The following is a 19,030-nucleotide window of genomic DNA, read 5'->3' as shown; positions in this document are numbered from 1 at the left end:
TGTGGAAGTTTGAGTTTTCAATCGTTATTTTTTTGTGAACGCATCATGAAGTGCGGAAAGCTCTCTCTCAAGTTTATCGAGTAGTTTCTTGCCTTCATGTTGATCAACTAATCCAAGCCGGACAGCAAAATCAATCTCTCTCGATAATCCGAACATTTGAGTATCTAAAACCTCTTCATAAAGAGGACATTGCGGCATCGTTAAGTTGTCCATTTGCACTTGGATCAATTTTAAAATTTTATCTGCATCCAATTTTAATAAAGCCAGTGCTTTTTGCCGATGATCGACTAAAATTTCTGACGCCAAAAGTATCCCTCCGTTCCCCAGGCGAGTACCTAATTCTTCTATTTATCATAAAGCGAAACGCCCAAAATTGCAAGCAGATTTGTACAGTTCGCTTTGTGAAAATAAAAAGAAGACATTTCTCATTAAAAGATACTCATCTCATATTTTTCACTCATAAGCTCAAGCAGCTTAATCCCAGCAATACTATTCCCTTTTTCATCCAGGGCAGGACCGAAAATTCCGATCCCAAAATCATATGGTGCCGCTCCCATAATCCCGCCTGAAACACCGCTTTTAGCAGGTATGCCGATATTAATGGCAAATTCCCCGCTTGCATTATACATGCCGCACGTCACCATAAAGGTTTTACAAATTCTAGCGACATCTTTTGAAAGAATTTGCTTGCCCGTCTCTGGATGTCTGCCATCTAATGAAAAAACACAAGCAATTTTCGCCAAATCTAAGCTGTTCATCATGATGGCGCATTGTTTCGTATACACATCCATGACCTCTTCTACGTTCCCTCTAATAATATGATATTGCTTCATATAATAGCACATAGCCCGGTTAATCATCGATGTCTCAAATTCGGATGCGGCTGTTTCCTTGCAGTATGTAATGCTTTTATCATTTGCGAGCTCTCTAATAAAGCGGAGCAAGCGGTTCAGCTGATCTTGCGGAGTCGCTCCTCTTATTAAGCTTGTGACTGCAAGCGCTCCTGCATTAATCATTGGATTCAGCGGCTTATTCGGACTTGCTGTTTCCAGCTTTATCATTGAATTAAACGGATCACCTGTTGGCTCTTGTCCAACAAATTGAAAGACTTTTTTTGGCCCTTCTTCTGAGAGTACGAGCGCAAGGGCTAATACTTTAGAAATACTTTGCAGGGTAAAGCGTTTATCTACATCTCCTGCCGAGTGGCAAGTATTACTCACATGGTAAACAGCCACAGATAAATCCGTCTGATCCGCTTTAGCGAGAGCGGGAATATAGGATGCTACTTTGCCATCTTTGGCCACTTTTTTTGCTTCTTCTACAAATCGCTGAAGCTCTTCATTGTCACGACATGCCATGCCCAACATCCTCTCTATCTTTCATGTACGATTAGTGTGTACAAGGAAAAGCATGTTTATGAAAGTGACAAAGCAGGCGAAAACTTCTATAATTTATGTTGGAAAGGGGTTGTCTTGAACATGAGCATCATTCAAATTAAGGGGAACGTAAAATACAAGATCACCATTGATCCAAGTGTATGGATTTTTGATGACCGCAAATTTTTAATGGATTCATTTTTTGAAAAAAGCATGGCAAATGAAGAAAGTCAGCTGGATCAGGAGCTTGACCAAGAGCGGGTGATCAGAGAAGGACAAACACTTCCACCCACTTTAAAAACAGAGAAGAAGTACGAAAAGGAAAGACTCATCACAGGCAGCTTCGGAATGAAGCTGGGTGATATGCTGAAAAATGCAGAACCGCTTGAACATGCAGACACATGCGAATTTGTCACAGAAACAGAGACAATTGCTGTTCCGCTTTCTCAGGCAATGGAAAGCATTGCACATTTCAGCCAAAATGGGAAGCCGATGACAGAAGAAGGACCAATCCACGTTTATTTCGCAGATCAGTCCAACCTCACTCAGCCGATAAAAGGTGTCAAAGAGCTCATCATTACATAAGACAGAGGGTCTGGACTACAGCAAATCAGCTGCAAGCTGTGCAAGTCCAGACCTTTCTCCTTTGACAAGCTTGACATGTCCAGATATTTGCTGACCTTTGAACCGCTCAATGACATACGTAAGCCCATTATTTAAGCTGTCTAAATAAGGATGATCAATCTGCTCCGGGTCCCCCATCAGCACAATTTTACTTCCCTCTCCGACGCGCGTTAATAATGTTTTTACCTCGTGTTTCGTTAAATTCTGCGCCTCATCAATGATAATAAATTGATCAGGAATACTTCTTCCACGGATATACGTTAAAGCTTCCACTTGAATAGAACCAATTCCCGCCAAAATGGCATCAAGTTCACCAGGTTTTTTTGTATTAAATAAAAATTCCAGGTTGTCATAAATCGGCTGCATCCATGGTCTGAGTTTCTCTTCCTTTTCACCCGGCAAGTAGCCTAAATCCTTGCCAACAGGGACAATGGAACGGGCTACGATCAGTTTTTTAAACATGCCGAGATCCTCTGTCTGCATTAATCCGGCAGCAAGTGCAAGGAGTGTTTTACCAGTACCCGCTTTTCCGATCAATGTCACAAGCGGAATATCACGTCGCAATAGCAGCTCTAGGGCCATCGTCTGCTGAACATTTTTCGGACGGATTCCCCAAACATGCTCTTGATCATAAATAAGCCGTTTCACATGCTCTGCCTTTTGATCAAGCATTCCTAAAGCAGAACCGCCTTCATTCCCCTTCATAATGACAAATTGATGAGGGTTTAATGGTGCACTTGTGACTTCTTTTATCGGCAATTGACTTTGCTTATAAAATGTATTCAATTGCTCGGTCGGAATATAGAGCTCATGATAGCCGTTATCAATGTCTTCGTTTTGCAGCACACGATCACTTAAGAAGTCCTCTGCTTGGAGACCTATAGCATCTGCCTTTACCCTGACTAAGACATCCTTACTGACCAAAATGACAGGCCGGCCGTGAGGCTTTGTTTCTTCCTCTAAGCTCAAATTTTTCGCGACCGCTAAAATCCGATTATCGTTCGTTTTTTCAATAAAAATTTCTTGAAGTTCATGGAAAGAGCGGTGATTCAGCTCGATGCGCAGCGTCCCTTTTGATTCTAGTGTAATTTTTTCATGCAGTTTCCCTTTCGATCTCAAACCGTCGATTAAACGTGAGACGCGCCGGGCGTTTTGCCCAACCTCGTCCATGTATCTCTTTTTCGAGTCTACTTCTTCTAACACAACGGCCGGAATGACGACCTCGTTGTCTTCAAATGAAAAGATTGAATTCGGATCCTGTAATAACACATTTGTGTCTAATACATAAATTTTACTCAGGTCCTTCGCCTCCTGATCGGGGTTTCATTCATCCTTGTCTTTCCCAAAACGATTGTTAAAATATATGTTTTCATGAATAAAGTTAGAAGGTTAATTCAACAATAAAATAAATCATACAGTTTGTGAAGGAGGGAATTTAGATGCGACTATTTTTAACATTATTCATGATTCAAACGATCATTCTGTTAGGCGCTTGCCAGCAGCAGGAAAAGCCAGAGGCGCTGGACAAGCAAGATGGACGCCAGCACTTAGTAAGGGTGTCTGACTCATCGAAGAAAAAGACAGATCAAGCCCGCCCATCCACAGATGTTGCGCAGCATCTTGTCAATGTGACTGAGCACGTAGCAGATGTCAATGATGCAACGGCAATCGTCATCGGACGCTATGCTGTTGTTGGTATTGATGTAAAAGATGATTTAGATAGAAGCAAAGTAGAAACCATTAAATATTCAGTTGCAAAAGCGCTGAGAAATGACCCGGAAGGTGCAAATGCTGTTGTGGTTGCTGATCCGGATACAGTCAGCCGTTTAAAAGAAATGGGCAAAGAAATTCAAGCAGGTCGTCCGGTAAGCGGTATTATGGATGAACTGGCTGCCATTGTCGGCCGCGTGATGCCAGAGATGCCGAGAAATGAGATCGACCGTAATGAAAAGGATCCGACAAATGATCCGAATAATCAGCTCAAAGAACGAGATCAAAAACAGTTAGAAAAAAATCAGAACGACCAATCAAACCATCATATGAATCAGAAGAACTAATGAGAACGGCTTATATCTCCTGTGATATAAGCCTTTTTCTACGCTGATTTTAAGTAGCTGGAAAACATGCTATAATAAATGCATTAAAGTGAGGTGAAAATGATGAGAGTGAAGTGCTCATTATGTGAAAAGCTTGAAACCATTGATGATGATACACTCGTTGCGAAACGGTTAAGAAACCGGCCAATTCATACATATATGTGCGATGACTGCCAAGAACGCATTAAAATAAAGACAGAAGCTCGCATCAAAACCGGCAGATTCTCTCTTTATCAGGATCCTGCGACAAAAGAGAAAAAGAAGAAAAAAGGAAAGAAAGAACAAAAGACATAAAAAAAGACCTGACACATGTTCAGGTCTTTTTTTACGTATTGACTGTTCCTTCTTTTTTCGCACGATGCAGCCGTATTTTATAAATAATCAAAATGGCAGCTGCCACAACCAGTCCTTCCGCTACTGGCAGGAAGATTCCTAGAAATGTGAGAAACGTGCAGCCAAAAATCAAAAACAAATAAATCACGAGCGCTTTTAAAATCGGTAAACGTCTTGCAAAGCCGAGCTTAAAAACAATAATCGCTAAAACAAGGATGGTGCCATATAGGAGCCACATCCCTGTTTGCGGATTTTCATCGACACGAAACAGCATCGCGAAAAAGGATAGATTTTCACTTACTTCCTGATCATTCAAAAAGATTCCCTCCCCTTATCTTTCAGGGTTCTATCTTTTTAATTCTTCATGGAATTAAGATAATCCTGCTAGCTTTTTCTTCTTCGCTGCTCTCTCACGTTCGTTTTTGTCTAAAATTTTCTTTCTAAGACGAATTGATTCAGGAGTAACCTCACAGTATTCGTCTTCATTCAAGTACTCAAGAGATTCCTCAAGTGACATAATGCGAGGTTTTTTCATGCTAACTGTTTGATCTTTCGTCGCTGAACGTACGTTTGTTTGTTGTTTCATACGGCTTACGTTTACAACAAGGTCGTTCTCACGGTTATGCTCTCCAACAATCATCCCTTGGTATACTTCAGTACCCGGCTCAACGAAGATCACACCGCGCTCTTCAACACCTTGGATTCCGTAAGCAGTCGCTTTACCTGTTTCCATTGAAACAAGTACACCTTGACGGCGTCCGCCAACTTGACCAGACTGCATTGGCTGGTAGCTGTCAAACGTATGGTTCAAAATACCAAAACCACGAGTTAATGAAAGAAATTCAGTTGTATATCCAATTAAACCACGTGATGGCACTGTAAAGATCAGGCGAACTTGACCGTTACCATTGTTGATCATGTCAATCATTTCACCTTTTCTTGCACCCATTGATTCCATAACAGAGCCAGTATGCTCTTCTGGTACATCAATTTGAACGCGCTCTACAGGCTCACATCGAACACCATCAACTTCTTTTACAATAACTTCTGGCTTCGATACTTGTAATTCAAATCCTTCACGTCTCATATTCTCAATGAGAATGGATAAGTGAAGCTCTCCGCGTCCAGAAACAACCCAAGCATCAGGTGAATCAGTTGGATCTACACGAAGACTGACGTCTGTTTGAAGCTGCTGCTCTAAACGCTCTTCGATTTTACGTGATGTCACGTATTTTCCTTCACGGCCTGCAAATGGGCTGTTGTTTACAACAAACGTCATTTGAAGTGTCGGCTCATCAATACGAAGGATTGGAAGTGCCTCTTGGTGTTCTACCGGACAAACCGTTTCACCTACGTTGATGTCTTCCATTCCAGATACAGCGACAAGATCTCCCGCTTTCGCTTCGTTGATTTCCACTCGTTTTAACCCTTGGAAACCAAAGATCTTTGTCACGCGGAATTGTTTCACAGTGCCGTCGACTTTCATCAAGGCTACCTGCTGTCCTACTTGCATTGTTCCTCTGAATACACGGCCAATTCCAATTCTGCCAACATAATCATTGTAATCAAGTAGCGCCACTTGGAATTGAAGCGGCTCTTCATGGTTATCAACCGGGCAAGGAATATGGTTCACAATAGCTTCAAACAAAGATTCCATGTTTTCATCTTGCTTGCTCGCATCGTTACTTGCTGTACCATTGATTGCTGATGCATAGACAACTGGGAACTCAAGCTGTTCTTCTGTTGCATCCAATTCAATGAACAAGTCAATCACTTCATCGACTACTTCAGCCGGACGAGCAAAGTCGCGGTCAATTTTATTGACGACAACGATTGGTGTTAAGTTTTGCTCAAGTGCTTTTTTCAGCACAAAGCGTGTTTGAGGCATACAGCCTTCATAAGCATCCACAACAAGGAGTACACCATCTACCATTTTCATGATACGCTCAACTTCACCACCGAAATCGGCGTGTCCTGGTGTATCTAAAATATTAATGCGTGTATCTTTATAATTTATCGCAGTATTTTTAGCTAAAATCGTAATACCGCGCTCTCGCTCTAAATCATTTGAATCCATGGCTCTCTCAGCGATATTTTCATTCGCACGGAAAGTACCAGCTTGATGGAGCAATTGGTCAACAAGCGTCGTTTTACCATGGTCAACGTGGGCAATAATTGCGATGTTGCGAAGGTCTTTTCGAAGTTTCACATTTTCATCTCCTAAAATAATTAGATAACTTTCATATTATATCACAATCCCCTTTAAATGCCGATCGTTTTTCTGTAAACTTATATTAACTCTAAAAAAAGGGATGGGGACATATGAAACAAATCAAATGGCTTCTATTATTATGTGCATTACTTGCAGTTGTCAGTATGGCGTTTATTGGGGTAACTCTTGCAGAAAAAAACATACTGGGCATATGTTTAAGTATCGTGTTCGCCATGATTTTCATGGGTACAGGATTTACATTAAAAAGAAAATTAAACGTGCAATCATAAAATTAGTGAAAAGCCTTTTACATTCTACATGTAGAAGGCTTTTTATTTTGAGTAAAAGCAAGACAAATCACCTATGAAAGCTTCATTCATCAGACGGAACGTATCTTGAAGAGTTGACAAAAGTAAGCAATCTGAACCCCTCCATTTTTCGACAAGAACTTTTATAGTTCTCCAAAATCAAACATAAAGTTACAATTTTCCTATTCTTCCACAAAGTTTCTCATGGTATGCTTTTCTTGCAACAAAATTTAACAGAAAAGGGAGAGAAAAGAAGCATGAAGAAGTTTTTGAGCAAATCGCTCAGCTCTGTTGTATTTTTCGCTTTAGCTATCATTCTTACTTTCACAACAGTAGCTCCTGGGCAAGCAAGCGCTGCAACTTTCAAAGGAATTCCTTTTGAACAGCAGCAAATCATTAAAGAATTATTGGAGAAAAACGAGCGTGTCATCAACATTCTCATCAATTCATTTGTTGAGGAAGACAACAACTACACATTTGATGTGAAAAAAGCTGTTGAGCTCGGACTAACTGAAGAAGAAGCGGCGACTGCTGAGAAATTCTTAGATCGCGCAGCTGTTCTTACAATCGTTTTCAGTGAAAGCATCACTAAAAACGAAAAAGGGAAATTGGTTTTTGATGCAGCAAAAGCTGTTGAACTTGGTCTTACAAAAGAAGAAGCGGCTAAATTCGAAAAGCTTTTCAAATCAGTGATCAGAATTGCTGATCTTGCTGGTGATGCCCTTGTTCTAGACAAAAAAGGAAACGTTGTGATTGATTCAAAAATCGCAAAAGGTCTTGGATTCAGCTCTACTGAATTACTTGTTTTCAACCAAATGCTTAAGAAAATTCCTCAAGAGCAATTGAAAACGTTCTATGATGCAGTTCAAATTGCGAAAGAAAAATTAAGCTAAGCTAGAAAAATCCCCACCTGGTTTATCCAGATGGGGGTTTTTTATTTCAGCCAATAAAGAATGATCATCACGACATATCCTATACAAAACGCGATACTTGCTCGATATAACAGCTTGCCATAGTAGCGCTTTTCAAATTTTCTTCTTTCTTCCTTTTCATCTATATATGGCATGAGATCAGGAGTTTGTATAAAGGTTATTGGCTCTTTCATTTCGTGATAAAGGTGTTGGCAGCTCTCGCAGGATTGTAAGTGCTCTGCAACAATTTTATTTGTTTCTGCACTTGTGTCCCCCTCTATATAAAGTGGTAACAATTCTTCAATCAAATAACAGCTCATTTATTGAACTCCTCACAATGTAGCATTCGCTTCAGCTCTAATCTGGCTCGATGAAGGGTTGTTTTGACTTTAGATAAAGTCCAATTCAGAATTTCAGCTACTTCTTCATATGACAATTCTTGAATATCTCTTAAAATAAGGACCTCCCGGTAGGAATCCTTCAGCTGATAAATATGATGCCACAGCCTTTCGATGTCAGTTTGTGTTTCGATGTGATCTTCTGGTGTCGTGAACGACTGCTGCTCTAAGAAATCCATTTCTTCTACGTTCGTAAAAGTCCATTTTATTTTTCGGCGATAATCATTCACAAATGTGTGATATGCAATGGTATAAAGCCATGTTTTCATACTAGAATGTCCCTTAAAGGAGGACAACCCATGCAGTGCCTTTATAAATACGTCCTGCGCAAGGTCCTTGGCCGTTTCCATATTTCCCGTCCGGCGATATAAATATTTAGTGATTTCCTGAAAATATTCTTCATAGATTTTTTCAATTTGGTCTGCTGGTCTGGACATCAAAAATAAAACCACACAGTCATCCAAATCGATAAAACGATAAAAAAGAAATATAACGAGTAAATAAACCCTTTCATACGTTTTAACTCGTCATAGTCATTCTGACCTTTCATCGGCGCTGAAGACTGCTTTTTACCCGCGTCCACATGCTGAAATTGCTGTTCGTGTGCCTTCATCCAGCTGGCGGCCTCGGCTCCCAGATCCCCTTCTTGATACAGTTCATATAAGTCTTGAAAGATGGCTTGTTTTTCTTTATCTGTCAAAACGATGCACCTCTTTTGTTCGTCCATTCACTTCATAGATTTTATGCTCATTTGATCCGAAGGTTTGGATGATGACAAGCCATGAAATGTCGATGTTCCCTTCTTTGTCGATCATCTTCACAGGTTTTATTTGTTTTTTATAAATCGTATATGGTTTATACCTTTTAAGTACTTGCTGATAGACGTCCTCCCGATCTTGATTAGATACTGCGTGCGGGATTGAAGAATCTGATTGTACTCTCAACTCAATTCCATCATCCCCTTTAAACAGATTGACGACATGAGAGGAACGGTTAAACGTATATTGTTTGCTTTCACTAGTACCTGTTTCTTTCCTTACGTCTTTTGGCGTTTTCCCTATGATTTTTAACAAATCTTCATCGCTGACGTTCCCTTTTTTCTGTTGAAGAATCGCTTTTGACAGCTTAAAGCTGATAACTTCTTTTGTTGAGCCATTAAACAGAAACTCCGATTGATCTTTAGTTGTGACCCTCACTTCATGCTGCCAATTAAAATAAAATTCATCAATGCCTGTGATTTGATAAGCTGGCGGCTTTAAATTTAAATGTTTATAAATACTGTTGATCCTGTTTTTTATCTCCGTTTCTGTTAAATGGATTCCGTCTATATCCTTTAATTGAAAGATGGCGTTTTCGTATTGCGCTTGTCGAAGGGTCCCTTTTTTCCAAGTGGCAAACGCAAAGCTGCCACGTTCATTCTGAGACATTTTTGGCAGAAGAAGAACATTCGTCTCACCGTCCTCTTTTTTTACAGCTAATTGAATACGCTGTAGATCGATTGACCGCCCGCTTCTTTCGAAAAATTCAATGGTTTTTTTCCTATATTCTTTATCGGTCATCTCCTTTCCCTCTACACGACCTCGATAAGAATATCCGCTTAATTCACCTGTAAACGCAGAAATATTCACTTCATACTGATCATCTGCAAACACGTAATGATAAGGGATAGGCTGATGACTAGCATTTAAATAAAGCGATTGATCCTCTGGTACAAATTTTGAAGCGAATGCTTTTGCACTCACTGCTGATAAAGGGCGATATTCTTCTGAAAAAGTATCTACCAGTTCCGTTTTGGTAAATTGGAACATGGTATGAGGAATATTGACAACCGGGTTGAGTAACAGCAGAAAAAAGACAGCTATACAACCAGCGCCCCACTGCCTTAATCTCAGCTTGTCCCGTAGTAAAGCAGATAACAAATAAATCGTCAAAAAGCTTCCTGCTGCTGCCGCTAAAATGACAATCGATTTAAATGTCGATTGAAGTTCATACTTCGAAATAGAAGGATAAAATATATAAAGCAAGGCTGCGAAAATTAGGCCATAGAACAACAGCAATTCCTTCCACTTCCAGTGCCAAAACAAGCGAAAGAAAAGGTGCAGCAGCAAAGCGGCAAAGCAAACCATAACCAAAATGGTGATCATATCTCTCCATACTAGCCCCGTATCACCGCTAAGAAAGAACTTTTTGCTTTCAGCAAACACAATAAACACTGTTTGACATAAAGGCAGAAGTAATACAGATAAATCAAAAACAAAGAACATACCTTTATTTTTTAAATAAGGAAGAGTAATCACATAGTACAGTGATGCAAGCAAGACATACCCATAAATGAGAAATTGCATAAAATCTGTCAGCACTTCAAATGTTTCGATCGTATACTGTCTAGACAGAACTTGGTGGATCATTTCAACTGTCATCCCGCCAAGCAGAACAACTCTTAATACGATTCCAGCATAAAATACATAACTACTCCTCTTTTCTTTCCATATGGGGAGTGTTACGAACAGGACAAATAGTCCAAGTACACACCATTGAATGATGTGGATACTGTACTCATTTAAAATAAAATACCTTTCAAAATGGAGCGATAAATCACTAAACAAATCAAACATTGATACACAATCCTTTACATGAAATTAAGGCCTCATTCGTATAGACATCTGCCTTACCAAAAAGTTTCAGGAAAAACAAAAAATCACTTCATTCTCATGAAGTGATGTCGTTTATTTTTTATTTCCGCTTCCTTTTATGTAATCATGCAAGATTTTTTCACAAATGGATCGATTTCCAGCCACTATACTGTTTTTGTCTAGGAACGTAAGACGTTCTCCGTGAATATTTGAGTAAACGGCCCCTACTTCATCAAGCAGTACGCAGCCCGCTGCATAATCCCACGGCGCAAGCCTTAAGGTGACATATGCGTCACTTCTGCCGCTTGCAATATAAGCAAGCTCAAGGGCAGCTGATCCAATCGTTCGTGTCCCTCTCACGTCACGCACAAGACGGGCAAATGGTTTGGCGTCAAAATAAGGGCTTTCAATCGCCCATGTCGGATTAATACCCACAATGGCTTTTTCAATCTCCACATCTTTTAATGGAGGGAGCAGGATATCGTTCATATAGGCTCCTTCTCCTTTAATGGCATGGTAGAGCTCGTCATGAATGACGTCATAAATAAGACCGATTTTCCCCACACCATTTTCAAATATCCCGATTGAAATGGCAAAGTTGCGTTTTTGATGGACAAAGTTCATTGTGCCATCGATCGGATCAATGATCCACACAATTCCATCGAGTGAGGTGACCTCTTCCCCTTGTCCCTCTTCTCCTAAAATGTGATGATCTGAAAATGTCGACTGTATTTTTTCAATAAAAAAACGTTCTGTTTCTTTATCGATATTCGTGACTAGATCATTTGGATTTGATTTTGTTTCAATTGATAGACCTTCCTGCATGGACGCTTTAATACGGCTTCCTGCTTCTTTTACCCAGAGCTTTGCAAGATGGTCAATTTCCACCCAGTTTGTCATCAGATTGTAAACCTCTTTTCTATGTAGGACCTATTTGTAATAGCATACTGATATTATGTACGTAAAAGCAAGAAAAAAGCAGCTTCATACAAAAACGAACCGATGAATTGGTTCGTTTTTACCTCACGCTGTTTTACCCTTGAAGCTGCTCCCATTCTTTTCTTAGGCGCTCAAGCTTTCGTTTGCTGCGTTCGATTTGGATGTCATCTTTTTGTTCGATGGCTTCATGAAGCGTAGAAAGCTCATAATCAACCTCTAATCTCCACACAGCGATGCGATTTTTCTTCTCCTGTCTATAGCCCTGCTTCACGATTTGCTTCATTGGTCAACGCCCCTTCCAGAGAATGATTCATTCCTTGTCAGTTTTCATTGATAAAAATTCAATCGATAAGAGAAATGGTTCTTGCTTATATCGTATGAAGCGATCGCATAACCGCAACGACATTCTGAAAATTGTGTCTTTACCTATTAATGATGTACCACAAAATGAAAGGTTTTAAACGCTGCACCACGCCCTTTACAATCTTTTATCTGACGGTGCATCTTTTTTTGAGCTTGACCCAAGCTATGATAAAATATGATCAGCGAAAAGATACAGGAGGCATAACATGAGTGAAATACGTTTTAGAGATGAAGATTTTGAAACATTCACAGTTGATGGTTTAGATGAACGAATGACTGTATTAAAAGAAAGAGTCCGTCCAAAGCTTGAGGCACTTGGCGAACATTTTGCACCACTTCTTTCTTCTATTACAGGAGACGAAATGTTTGTACACGTCGCAAAGCATGCTAGAAGATCTGTCAACCCGCCAAATGATACATGGGTTGCTTTTGCAAACAGTAAGCGCGGATATAAAAAGCTCCCTCATTTTCAAATTGGGCTTTGGAAAACACATGTCTTTGTCTGGTTTGCGCTCATTTATGAATCTCCAGTTAAGGGTGAGTACGGCCAGCTATTTGAAAAAGAGCTAGACACCATCCAACAGAAAATACCGCAAGATTTTGTTTGGTCTAAAGATCATATGAAACCAGATGTCATGCGTCACAGCGAACTAGATTCCGAACAGCTGAAAACGCTTTTTGAACGTGTTCAAACAGTGAAGAAAGCCGAGCTTCTGTGCGGCATTCAGCTGCCTAGAGAGGAAGTCGTTCAAATGAATAATGAAGAATTCCTATCGAAAATCGAAAATGCCTTCCGCACGCTGACGTATCTATACCGCTTCACACAGAAAGAATCTGTATAAAAAAACGAGCCCTTATAGGCTCGATTCAAATTGTTGACAAAGGGCTAAAATGATTTTGATTTTAGCCCTTTGTCTTCTTTTTCAGCGTGATAGAAAACCTTTGAAGTCTAGGAAGGACGAGTACCGGCGCGGAGCGAATTTGACATTCGTGAGCACCGGCACGCAGGCCTGACACCGAATGCGAGGGTTTGTCTGCACGCTGAAACGAGCCTTTATAGGCTCGTTTTTTACATACGTATAATAGCAGTCTCTTCTGCCTCTCTTGCGGTTTTCACTGCACGATAAGGGGAATACCCGCTTCCCTTTTCAAACGCTGCACAATGCGTTTTTTCCTCTGCTTTTGATGGCACAACCTCTTTAAATCGTTTATAAGCATCTAATAACTCCTGCTTCGCAATTCCTTTTTCATAGGCTTTTTCAACAGCCTGAAAAAATGAAATGACTGCAATTTTTTCCTCTGTCGTCCAGTCGACATCCATTGGATATTGATATTCCATTTACTTGTCCCTCACTTTAACACTCATTTCTCATTTGAACTTTTATTATAGCATCTGTTTGATCAGAAACCGATTGATTTTATGCTTTACATTCCGATCAGTTCATAATATAATTCTTTTGTTTTATGCAATGAAATCTGCTGTAATTGGCACAATAATAGCAGGTATTTCGATGAAGGTGGGAAAGCAATTGTCACAACATGATACACCCTTATATACTGGACTAAAAAAACACGCAGCAACCAATCCAGTCCAATTTCACATTCCAGGCCATAAAAAAGGAGCCGGAATGGATCCTGAATTTAGAGCATTCATTGGCGACAATGCATTAAGCATTGACCTCATTAATATAGAACCTCTCGATGATTTACATTCACCTCGAGGGATGATAAAAGAAGCACAGGAGCTTGCTGCTGAAGCCTTCGGTGCTGATCATACGTTTTTCTCCATTCAAGGCACAAGCGGCGCTATCATGACAATGGTGATGACGGTATGCGGGCCTGGAGATAAAATTATCGTTCCGCGTAATGTCCATAAATCAATTATGTCCGCGATTGTATTTTCTGGCGCAGTTCCTGTTTTTATTCACCCAGAAATAGACAAAGAACTTGGCATCTCTCACGGTATTACACCTGAATCAGCCAAAAAGGCGCTCACTGAGCATCCAGATGCGAAAGGTTTGCTTGTCATTAATCCAACGTATTTTGGTATTTCAGCAGACTTAAAATCAATCGTAGACATTGCCCATTCATTTGATGTGCCTGTCCTTGTCGATGAAGCACACGGTGTGCATATACATTTTCACGATGAGCTTCCCCTCTCTGCGATGCAGGCAGGTGCCGACATGGCAGCAACAAGTGTCCATAAACTCGGCGGCTCTCTTACGCAGAGCTCTATTTTAAATATGAAGGAAGGGCTTGTTTCAAAAGACCGAGTGCAATCGATTTTGAGTATGCTGACGACAACGTCCACTTCTTATTTACTCTTAGCGTCACTTGATGTCGCTCGAAAACGATTAGCCACTGAAGGAAAGGCACTAGCTGAAGAAGCCATTCGTTTGGCTGAATCAGCGAGAGACCGCTTGAATCAAATTGAAGGCATTACCTGCATTGGCAAGGAAGTACTCGGTTCAGCTTCCACTTACGATTATGACCCAACGAAATTAATTATCTCCATTAAAGACCTTGGGTTAAACGGACATGATGTCGAAAAATGGCTGAGAGAAAGCTATCGAATTGAAGTAGAGCTCTCTGACCTTTACAACATTTTATGTATCGTTACCCCTGGCGATTCAGATGAGACAATTGATACGCTCGTGACGGCGATGCAGGAAATTGCCGCAGCCTCTACTCGTGAGAGCGGCAAACAACCGGTAACGGAAGTTCTGCTGCCTGAGATCCCATCGCTTGCTATGACGCCGCGTGACGCCTTTTACGCTACAACGGAAGTCGTTCCATTTAAGGAAGCAGTCGGCCGCATTATCGCAGAGTTTGTGATGGTGTATCCGCCAGGTATTCCGATTTTTATACCAGGTGAAATTATCACAGAAGAAAATATATCGTATATCTTTAAAAATATTGAAATTGGTCTTCCTGTCCAAGGACCTGAAGATTCAACGCTTGAAATGATCCGTGTGATTAAGGAACAAAAACCAATTTTATAAAAAAGAAACATGCAGCCCCAAATGGAGCTGCATGCTTTTTTATTTATTCAGAGGCTTCATCACAGCAATGACAGTGACCACACGTTCCGTATAGCGTTGTCACTTTTTCATTTTCAAATTGATCAATGGTTTCATTGCAATCTTGACAAATAATTGTACCCACGTACATTCCCCTTTTCTTCATTCATAGTTTGAAAGCGTTTGATCTATTTCTTATTTCTATAATATGATGTCACATTTAAGTTGTCAACGGTTAATTGTATGACACATTTAATCATTTTTTATAAATATGTGCTTTTTCTTATCATATTGAGGGAACGTTTCAATTGTATTTTGCTTCATATCAATTCTGTAACAATTGAGTAACAATCGAAAATTGTCAAAAGGGACATGATACACTAGAGTGACTAACAGGGAACAAGCTCCTAAAAATGTTGGGACAACCCCAAATGATTTTGAGGTGAATAGATTGAATTTTATGAGGACACTTCTCATTATATTCCCCATGCTCTTTGTACTTAGTTCATGCTCATTTGCGTATATCATACCGAATCAGACCGACCAAGTCCGTCATATTCAAAAACCGAGAATTCTCTTTTTTACTGATGCAGAAAACCTTGATAAAGAAAGCCCTTATTATGATGCAGTCCTCGATTTAAAAAATGAATACCCTAAGGAAATGTCAAAAATGATTGTAAAAGAAGATCGTAAAGGCTGGAAAAATGAAGTGGACGAATTACCGGCTATTTTACTTGTCAATGATGAAAAAGTGATCGTGAAGGTGGAAGGAAATGTCCGCAGTAAACAGGAGATCTTATCGCCTTTATGTCATGCTTTAGACCGCGTCAATACAAACTAATGATATTTACCTTGCACTTATATATATCCATATGAAAAAACTCCTCACCTCATGAGGGGTTTTTCATATGGTGTTCAGGGCGTCAAAAAAACCCTCTCCATCAAGGAGAGGGTTTCATAGGTTTCATTATTTTACGATGTGGATTGGGCTTCCGATTGCTACTTCAGCCGTTTCCATTGTAATTTCCCCTAATGTTGGGTGAGCGTGAATTGTCATAGCGATATCTTCAGCAGTCACTCCAGCTTCGATTGCAAGGCTAAGCTCTGAAATCATATCAGAAGCGCCAACACCTGCGATTTGAGCACCGATAACTAGACCATCCTCTTTACGAGTGATCATTTTCATGAAGCCATCAGTTGCATCAAGAGAAAGTGCACGTCCGTTCGCTGCGAATGGGAATTTCGCTGCAACGATTTCGATTCCTTCTGCTTTTGCTTCTGCTTCAGTGTATCCAACAGTTGCAAGTTCTGGCTCAGAGAATACAACAGCAGGAATACCAAGGTAATCAATTTCAGCTGGCTCTCCAGCGATTGCTTCAGCTGCAATTTTACCTTCGTAAGAAGCTTTGTGAGCAAGTGGTGGTCCATCAACGATGTCACCAATTGCATAGATGTTAGATACGCTTGTACGGCATTGTTTGTCTGTTTTGACAACTCCGCGGTCAGTCAATTCAACACCAACTTGTTCAAGACCAAGCTCATCCGTGTTTGGACGACGACCAACAGTCACAAGTACGTAATCAGCATCAACTGTTTTTTCTTCGCCTTTTACTTCGAACGTAACAGTGACACCATCAGATTTTTCTTCAACGCCTTTTGCAAGAGCGTTTGTATGGATTTCAACGTTTCCTTTTTTCTTCAGGTTACGTTTAACCAATGAGCTCATTTGCTTTTCGAAACCTGGAAGGATTTCGTCTCCACCTTCAAGGATCACAACTTCAGTTCCAAAGTTTGCATAAGCAGTACCAAGCTCAGTACCGATGTATCCACCACCGATGACAACTAACTTTTTAGGTACTTCTTTAAGCGCTAAAGCACCAGTTGAGTTGATCACGCGGTCTGTGTATTTAAAAGTAGGCAATTCAATTGGACGAGATCCAGTTGCAAGAATTGCATTTTTGAAAGTGTAAGTCTGTGCTGAATTATCATCCATTACACGTACAGAGTTGCTGTCTACGAAATAAGCTTCACCTTTGACGATGTCTACTTTATTTCCTTTAAGAAGACCTTGAACTCCACCTGTTAACTTATTAACAACAGAAGCTTTCCACTCTTGAACTTTTGTGAAATCAACTGTTACGTTTTCAGCTTTGATACCCATGTCTTCAGAATGCTTAGCATTTTCAAAACGATGGCCAGCATTGATTAATGCTTTTGAAGGGATACAGCCAACGTTTAGACATACACCGCCAAGTGTTCCTTTTTCAACGATTGTTACTTTTTGTCCAAGCTGTGCAGCACGAATAGCAGCTACATATCCACCAGGACCTGCACCGATGACAAGAGTATCTGTTTCGATTGGGAAATCTCCTACTACCATGACATTACGCCTCCATTAAAATTAATTGTGGATCATTCAATAAACGCTTGATGTGGTTAAGGGCATTTTGCGCAGTAGCTCCGTCAATCATACGGTGGTCAAAGCTTAGGGAAAGAGCTAAGACAGGAGCTGCAACGATTTCGCCATCACGAACAACCGCTTTTTCAGCGATACGGCCAATACCAAGGATCGCTACTTCTGGGTGGTTGATGACTGGAGTAAACCATTGTCCACCAGCAGAACCGATGTTTGTGATTGTGCAAGATGCACCTTTCATTTCAGCTGGAGCCAATTTACCATCACGTGCTTTTGTTGCAAGCTCATTGATTTCGTTAGAAACTTCGAAAATCGCTTTGCGATCTGCATTTTTTACAACTGGAACGAGCAAGCCTTTTTCAGTGTCAGCTGCAATTCCGATGTTGTAGTAATGCTTTTGAACAACTTCATCTGTTTTATCATCGATAGAAGTGTTAAGTACTGGGTACTTTTTCAAAGCAGAAGTTAGAGCTTTTACAACGTAAGGCAAGTAAGTTAACTTGATTCCTTGATCAGCTGCAACTTGTTTGAATTGTTTACGATGTGCAACAAGGTTTGTTACATCAACTTCATCCATTAATGTTACGTGAGGAGCTGTATGCTTAGAGTTCACCATTGCTTTTGCGATTGCTTTGCGGATTCCGCTCATTTTCTCGCGAGTTTCTGGGAATTCTCCTTCAAGAACTGGAGCTGCTGCCGCTTTAGGAGCTGCTTCTTCTTTCGCACTTTCAGCTGCTTGAGGTGCTGCTTCTTGAGCTGCAGAACCACCATTAACGAAGCTGTCGATATCTTCTTTTAACACACGGCCGTTTTTACCAGAACCTGCAACTTTGTAAATTTCAACGCCTTTTTCGCGAGCATATTTACGTACAGATGGCATAGCGATCACGCGTTTGTTTGGATCAGCGTCTACTTGCTCTTGTGCGCCTGCACCAGTTGCTGCTGCCGCTTCTTCTTGTGCTACTTCTTTCTTCTCTGGCTCGTTACCAGCTTCAGCAGTACCTTGTACTTGAGCTTCAGTTTTTGCTTCGCCTTCTTCTTCGCTGCCTTTAAATTGAAGATTTTCGTAACCAGGTGCATCAAACGTAATGATTGTTTGTCCTACAGTTGCAACTGTTCCCTCTTCAACTTTTAATTCTAATACTTTTCCTTTAACAGGTGAAGGAATTTCTACAACTGCTTTATCATTTTGTACCTCTGCTAAAACGTCATCTTCATTGATTTCGTCGTTTGGTTTAACAAACCACTTAACGATCTCACCTTCGTGGATACCTTCTCCGATGTCCGGAAGTTTAAATTCAAATGCCACTGTTTTTCGCCTCCTAGATTTTGTTGAACCCTTGTTGTGTATATTTACACCGTCATGTAATTGATAAAGGGGAAGAGAAATAAATTCTTTTC

23 protein-coding genes are annotated in these 19,030 nt (G+C 40.4%); 8 read left to right on the top strand and 15 right to left on the bottom strand.

Going from position 1 to position 19,030, the window contains the following annotated elements:
• Positions 1 to 24: 24 nt before the first annotated feature.
• Entirely contained in the window at positions 25 to 306 is a 282-nt protein-coding gene (locus MHI08_RS07050; RefSeq protein WP_003212509.1) for a YlaN family protein, read from the bottom strand.
• 122 nt (positions 307 to 428) lie between these two features.
• Complete coding sequence (gene glsA / locus MHI08_RS07045) at positions 429 to 1,358, bottom strand: glutaminase A (RefSeq protein ID WP_025092372.1); 930 nt, start codon at positions 1,356 to 1,358, stop codon at positions 429 to 431.
• Positions 1,359 to 1,478: 120 nt separating this feature from the next.
• On the opposite strand from glsA, the gene MHI08_RS07040 reads away from it, so the two are divergent.
• On the top strand, positions 1,479 to 1,961 hold the full coding sequence (locus MHI08_RS07040; protein ID WP_342500112.1) for a peptidyl-prolyl cis-trans isomerase: 483 nt from the start codon (positions 1,479 to 1,481) through the stop codon (positions 1,959 to 1,961).
• Positions 1,962 to 1,976: 15 nt separating this feature from the next.
• Here MHI08_RS07040 and MHI08_RS07035 read toward each other — a convergent pair whose 3' ends face one another.
• Positions 1,977 to 3,299: a PhoH family protein gene (locus MHI08_RS07035; RefSeq protein WP_025092370.1), complete on the bottom strand. Its 1,323-nt coding sequence runs from the start codon at positions 3,297 to 3,299 to the stop codon at positions 1,977 to 1,979.
• A gap of 140 nt (positions 3,300 to 3,439) precedes the next feature.
• Between MHI08_RS07035 and MHI08_RS07030 the strand changes: the two genes are divergently transcribed.
• Together MHI08_RS07030 and MHI08_RS07025 are read left to right on the top strand one after the other, a co-directional pair.
• Entirely contained in the window at positions 3,440 to 4,057 is a 618-nt protein-coding gene (locus tag MHI08_RS07030; RefSeq protein ID WP_342500111.1) for a YhcN/YlaJ family sporulation lipoprotein, read from the top strand.
• A 99-nt stretch (positions 4,058 to 4,156) separates the two neighbouring features.
• On the top strand, positions 4,157 to 4,390 hold the full coding sequence (locus MHI08_RS07025; protein WP_223250959.1) for a YlaI family protein: 234 nt from the start codon (positions 4,157 to 4,159) through the stop codon (positions 4,388 to 4,390).
• A gap of 31 nt (positions 4,391 to 4,421) precedes the next feature.
• Here the strand turns inward: MHI08_RS07025 and MHI08_RS07020 are convergent, their stop codons facing one another.
• Both MHI08_RS07020 and typA read right to left on the bottom strand, forming a co-directional pair.
• Positions 4,422 to 4,745: a YlaH-like family protein gene (locus tag MHI08_RS07020; protein WP_003210819.1), complete on the bottom strand. Its 324-nt coding sequence runs from the start codon at positions 4,743 to 4,745 to the stop codon at positions 4,422 to 4,424.
• A gap of 54 nt (positions 4,746 to 4,799) precedes the next feature.
• On the bottom strand, positions 4,800 to 6,638 hold the full coding sequence (typA, locus tag MHI08_RS07015) for a translational GTPase TypA (protein ID WP_048238847.1): 1,839 nt from the start codon (positions 6,636 to 6,638) through the stop codon (positions 4,800 to 4,802).
• Positions 6,639 to 6,751: 113 nt separating this feature from the next.
• Here typA and MHI08_RS07010 point away from each other — a divergent pair, with 113 nt between their 5' ends.
• Both MHI08_RS07010 and MHI08_RS07005 read left to right on the top strand, forming a co-directional pair.
• Positions 6,752 to 6,931 carry a DUF5325 family protein gene (locus MHI08_RS07010; protein WP_024426900.1) on the top strand — a complete coding sequence of 60 codons (180 nt, stop codon included), beginning with the start codon at positions 6,752 to 6,754 and terminating at the stop codon, positions 6,929 to 6,931.
• A 275-nt stretch (positions 6,932 to 7,206) separates the two neighbouring features.
• A complete protein-coding gene (locus MHI08_RS07005) occupies positions 7,207 to 7,842 on the top strand; it encodes a hypothetical protein (protein WP_024424766.1) in 636 nt (211 codons plus the stop codon).
• A 41-nt stretch (positions 7,843 to 7,883) separates the two neighbouring features.
• Here MHI08_RS07005 and MHI08_RS07000 read toward each other — a convergent pair whose 3' ends face one another.
• From MHI08_RS07000 to MHI08_RS06975, 6 genes are all read right to left on the bottom strand, one after another.
• Positions 7,884 to 8,180, bottom strand: coding sequence for a zf-HC2 domain-containing protein (locus tag MHI08_RS07000; protein WP_044334015.1), 297 nt, complete (start codon positions 8,178 to 8,180; stop codon positions 7,884 to 7,886).
• Positions 8,177 to 8,695, bottom strand: coding sequence for a sigma-70 family RNA polymerase sigma factor (locus MHI08_RS06995; protein WP_342500110.1), 519 nt, complete (start codon positions 8,693 to 8,695; stop codon positions 8,177 to 8,179). The genes MHI08_RS07000 and MHI08_RS06995 overlap by 4 nt, the downstream gene beginning before the upstream one ends.
• A complete protein-coding gene (locus MHI08_RS06990) occupies positions 8,695 to 8,958 on the bottom strand; it encodes a hypothetical protein (protein ID WP_125586261.1) in 264 nt (87 codons plus the stop codon). The genes MHI08_RS06995 and MHI08_RS06990 overlap by 1 nt, the downstream gene beginning before the upstream one ends.
• Positions 8,948 to 10,873 carry a hypothetical protein gene (locus tag MHI08_RS06985; protein WP_342500109.1) on the bottom strand — a complete coding sequence of 642 codons (1,926 nt, stop codon included), beginning with the start codon at positions 10,871 to 10,873 and terminating at the stop codon, positions 8,948 to 8,950. The genes MHI08_RS06990 and MHI08_RS06985 overlap by 11 nt, the downstream gene beginning before the upstream one ends.
• 111 nt (positions 10,874 to 10,984) lie before the next feature.
• A complete protein-coding gene (locus tag MHI08_RS06980) occupies positions 10,985 to 11,791 on the bottom strand; it encodes an inositol monophosphatase family protein (protein ID WP_342500108.1) in 807 nt (268 codons plus the stop codon).
• Positions 11,792 to 11,924: 133 nt separating this feature from the next.
• A complete protein-coding gene (locus MHI08_RS06975) occupies positions 11,925 to 12,113 on the bottom strand; it encodes a hypothetical protein (protein ID WP_024424761.1) in 189 nt (62 codons plus the stop codon).
• Positions 12,114 to 12,399: 286 nt separating this feature from the next.
• Between MHI08_RS06975 and MHI08_RS06970 the strand changes: the two genes are divergently transcribed.
• The gene (locus MHI08_RS06970; protein WP_103132175.1) at positions 12,400 to 13,035 is read left to right on the top strand and encodes a DUF1054 domain-containing protein; all 636 of its coding nucleotides are present in this window, start codon (positions 12,400 to 12,402) and stop codon (positions 13,033 to 13,035) included.
• Between the two features lie 227 nt (positions 13,036 to 13,262).
• On the opposite strand, the gene MHI08_RS06965 is transcribed toward MHI08_RS06970, so the two are convergent.
• Entirely contained in the window at positions 13,263 to 13,532 is a 270-nt protein-coding gene (locus MHI08_RS06965; RefSeq protein WP_024424759.1) for a UPF0223 family protein, read from the bottom strand.
• A 190-nt stretch (positions 13,533 to 13,722) separates the two neighbouring features.
• On the opposite strand from MHI08_RS06965, the gene MHI08_RS06960 reads away from it, so the two are divergent.
• Complete coding sequence (locus tag MHI08_RS06960; protein ID WP_342500107.1) at positions 13,723 to 15,195, top strand: aminotransferase class I/II-fold pyridoxal phosphate-dependent enzyme; 1,473 nt, start codon at positions 13,723 to 13,725, stop codon at positions 15,193 to 15,195.
• 43 nt (positions 15,196 to 15,238) lie between these two features.
• On the opposite strand, the gene MHI08_RS06955 is transcribed toward MHI08_RS06960, so the two are convergent.
• Positions 15,239 to 15,358, bottom strand: a complete 120-nt coding sequence (locus tag MHI08_RS06955) for a GapA-binding peptide SR1P (protein ID WP_003212464.1) — start codon at positions 15,356 to 15,358, stop codon at positions 15,239 to 15,241.
• 315 nt (positions 15,359 to 15,673) lie between these two features.
• Between MHI08_RS06955 and MHI08_RS06950 the strand changes: the two genes are divergently transcribed.
• Positions 15,674 to 16,054 carry a hypothetical protein gene (locus MHI08_RS06950; protein ID WP_223250976.1) on the top strand — a complete coding sequence of 127 codons (381 nt, stop codon included), beginning with the start codon at positions 15,674 to 15,676 and terminating at the stop codon, positions 16,052 to 16,054.
• Between the two features lie 126 nt (positions 16,055 to 16,180).
• On the opposite strand, the gene lpdA is transcribed toward MHI08_RS06950, so the two are convergent.
• Both lpdA and MHI08_RS06940 read right to left on the bottom strand, forming a co-directional pair.
• The gene (gene lpdA / locus MHI08_RS06945; protein WP_024426892.1) at positions 16,181 to 17,593 is read right to left on the bottom strand and encodes a dihydrolipoyl dehydrogenase; all 1,413 of its coding nucleotides are present in this window, start codon (positions 17,591 to 17,593) and stop codon (positions 16,181 to 16,183) included.
• Positions 17,594 to 17,597: 4 nt separating this feature from the next.
• Positions 17,598 to 18,938, bottom strand: a complete 1,341-nt coding sequence (locus MHI08_RS06940) for a dihydrolipoamide acetyltransferase family protein (protein ID WP_024426891.1) — start codon at positions 18,936 to 18,938, stop codon at positions 17,598 to 17,600.
• Positions 18,939 to 19,030: the final 92 nt, after the last annotated feature.

Source organism: Bacillus sp. FSL M7-0791, assembly GCF_038627085.1.
Taxonomy (GTDB): Bacteria; Bacillota; Bacilli; order Bacillales; family Bacillaceae; genus Bacillus; species Bacillus safensis.
This window is presented reverse-complemented; position numbering and strand designations above follow the sequence as displayed.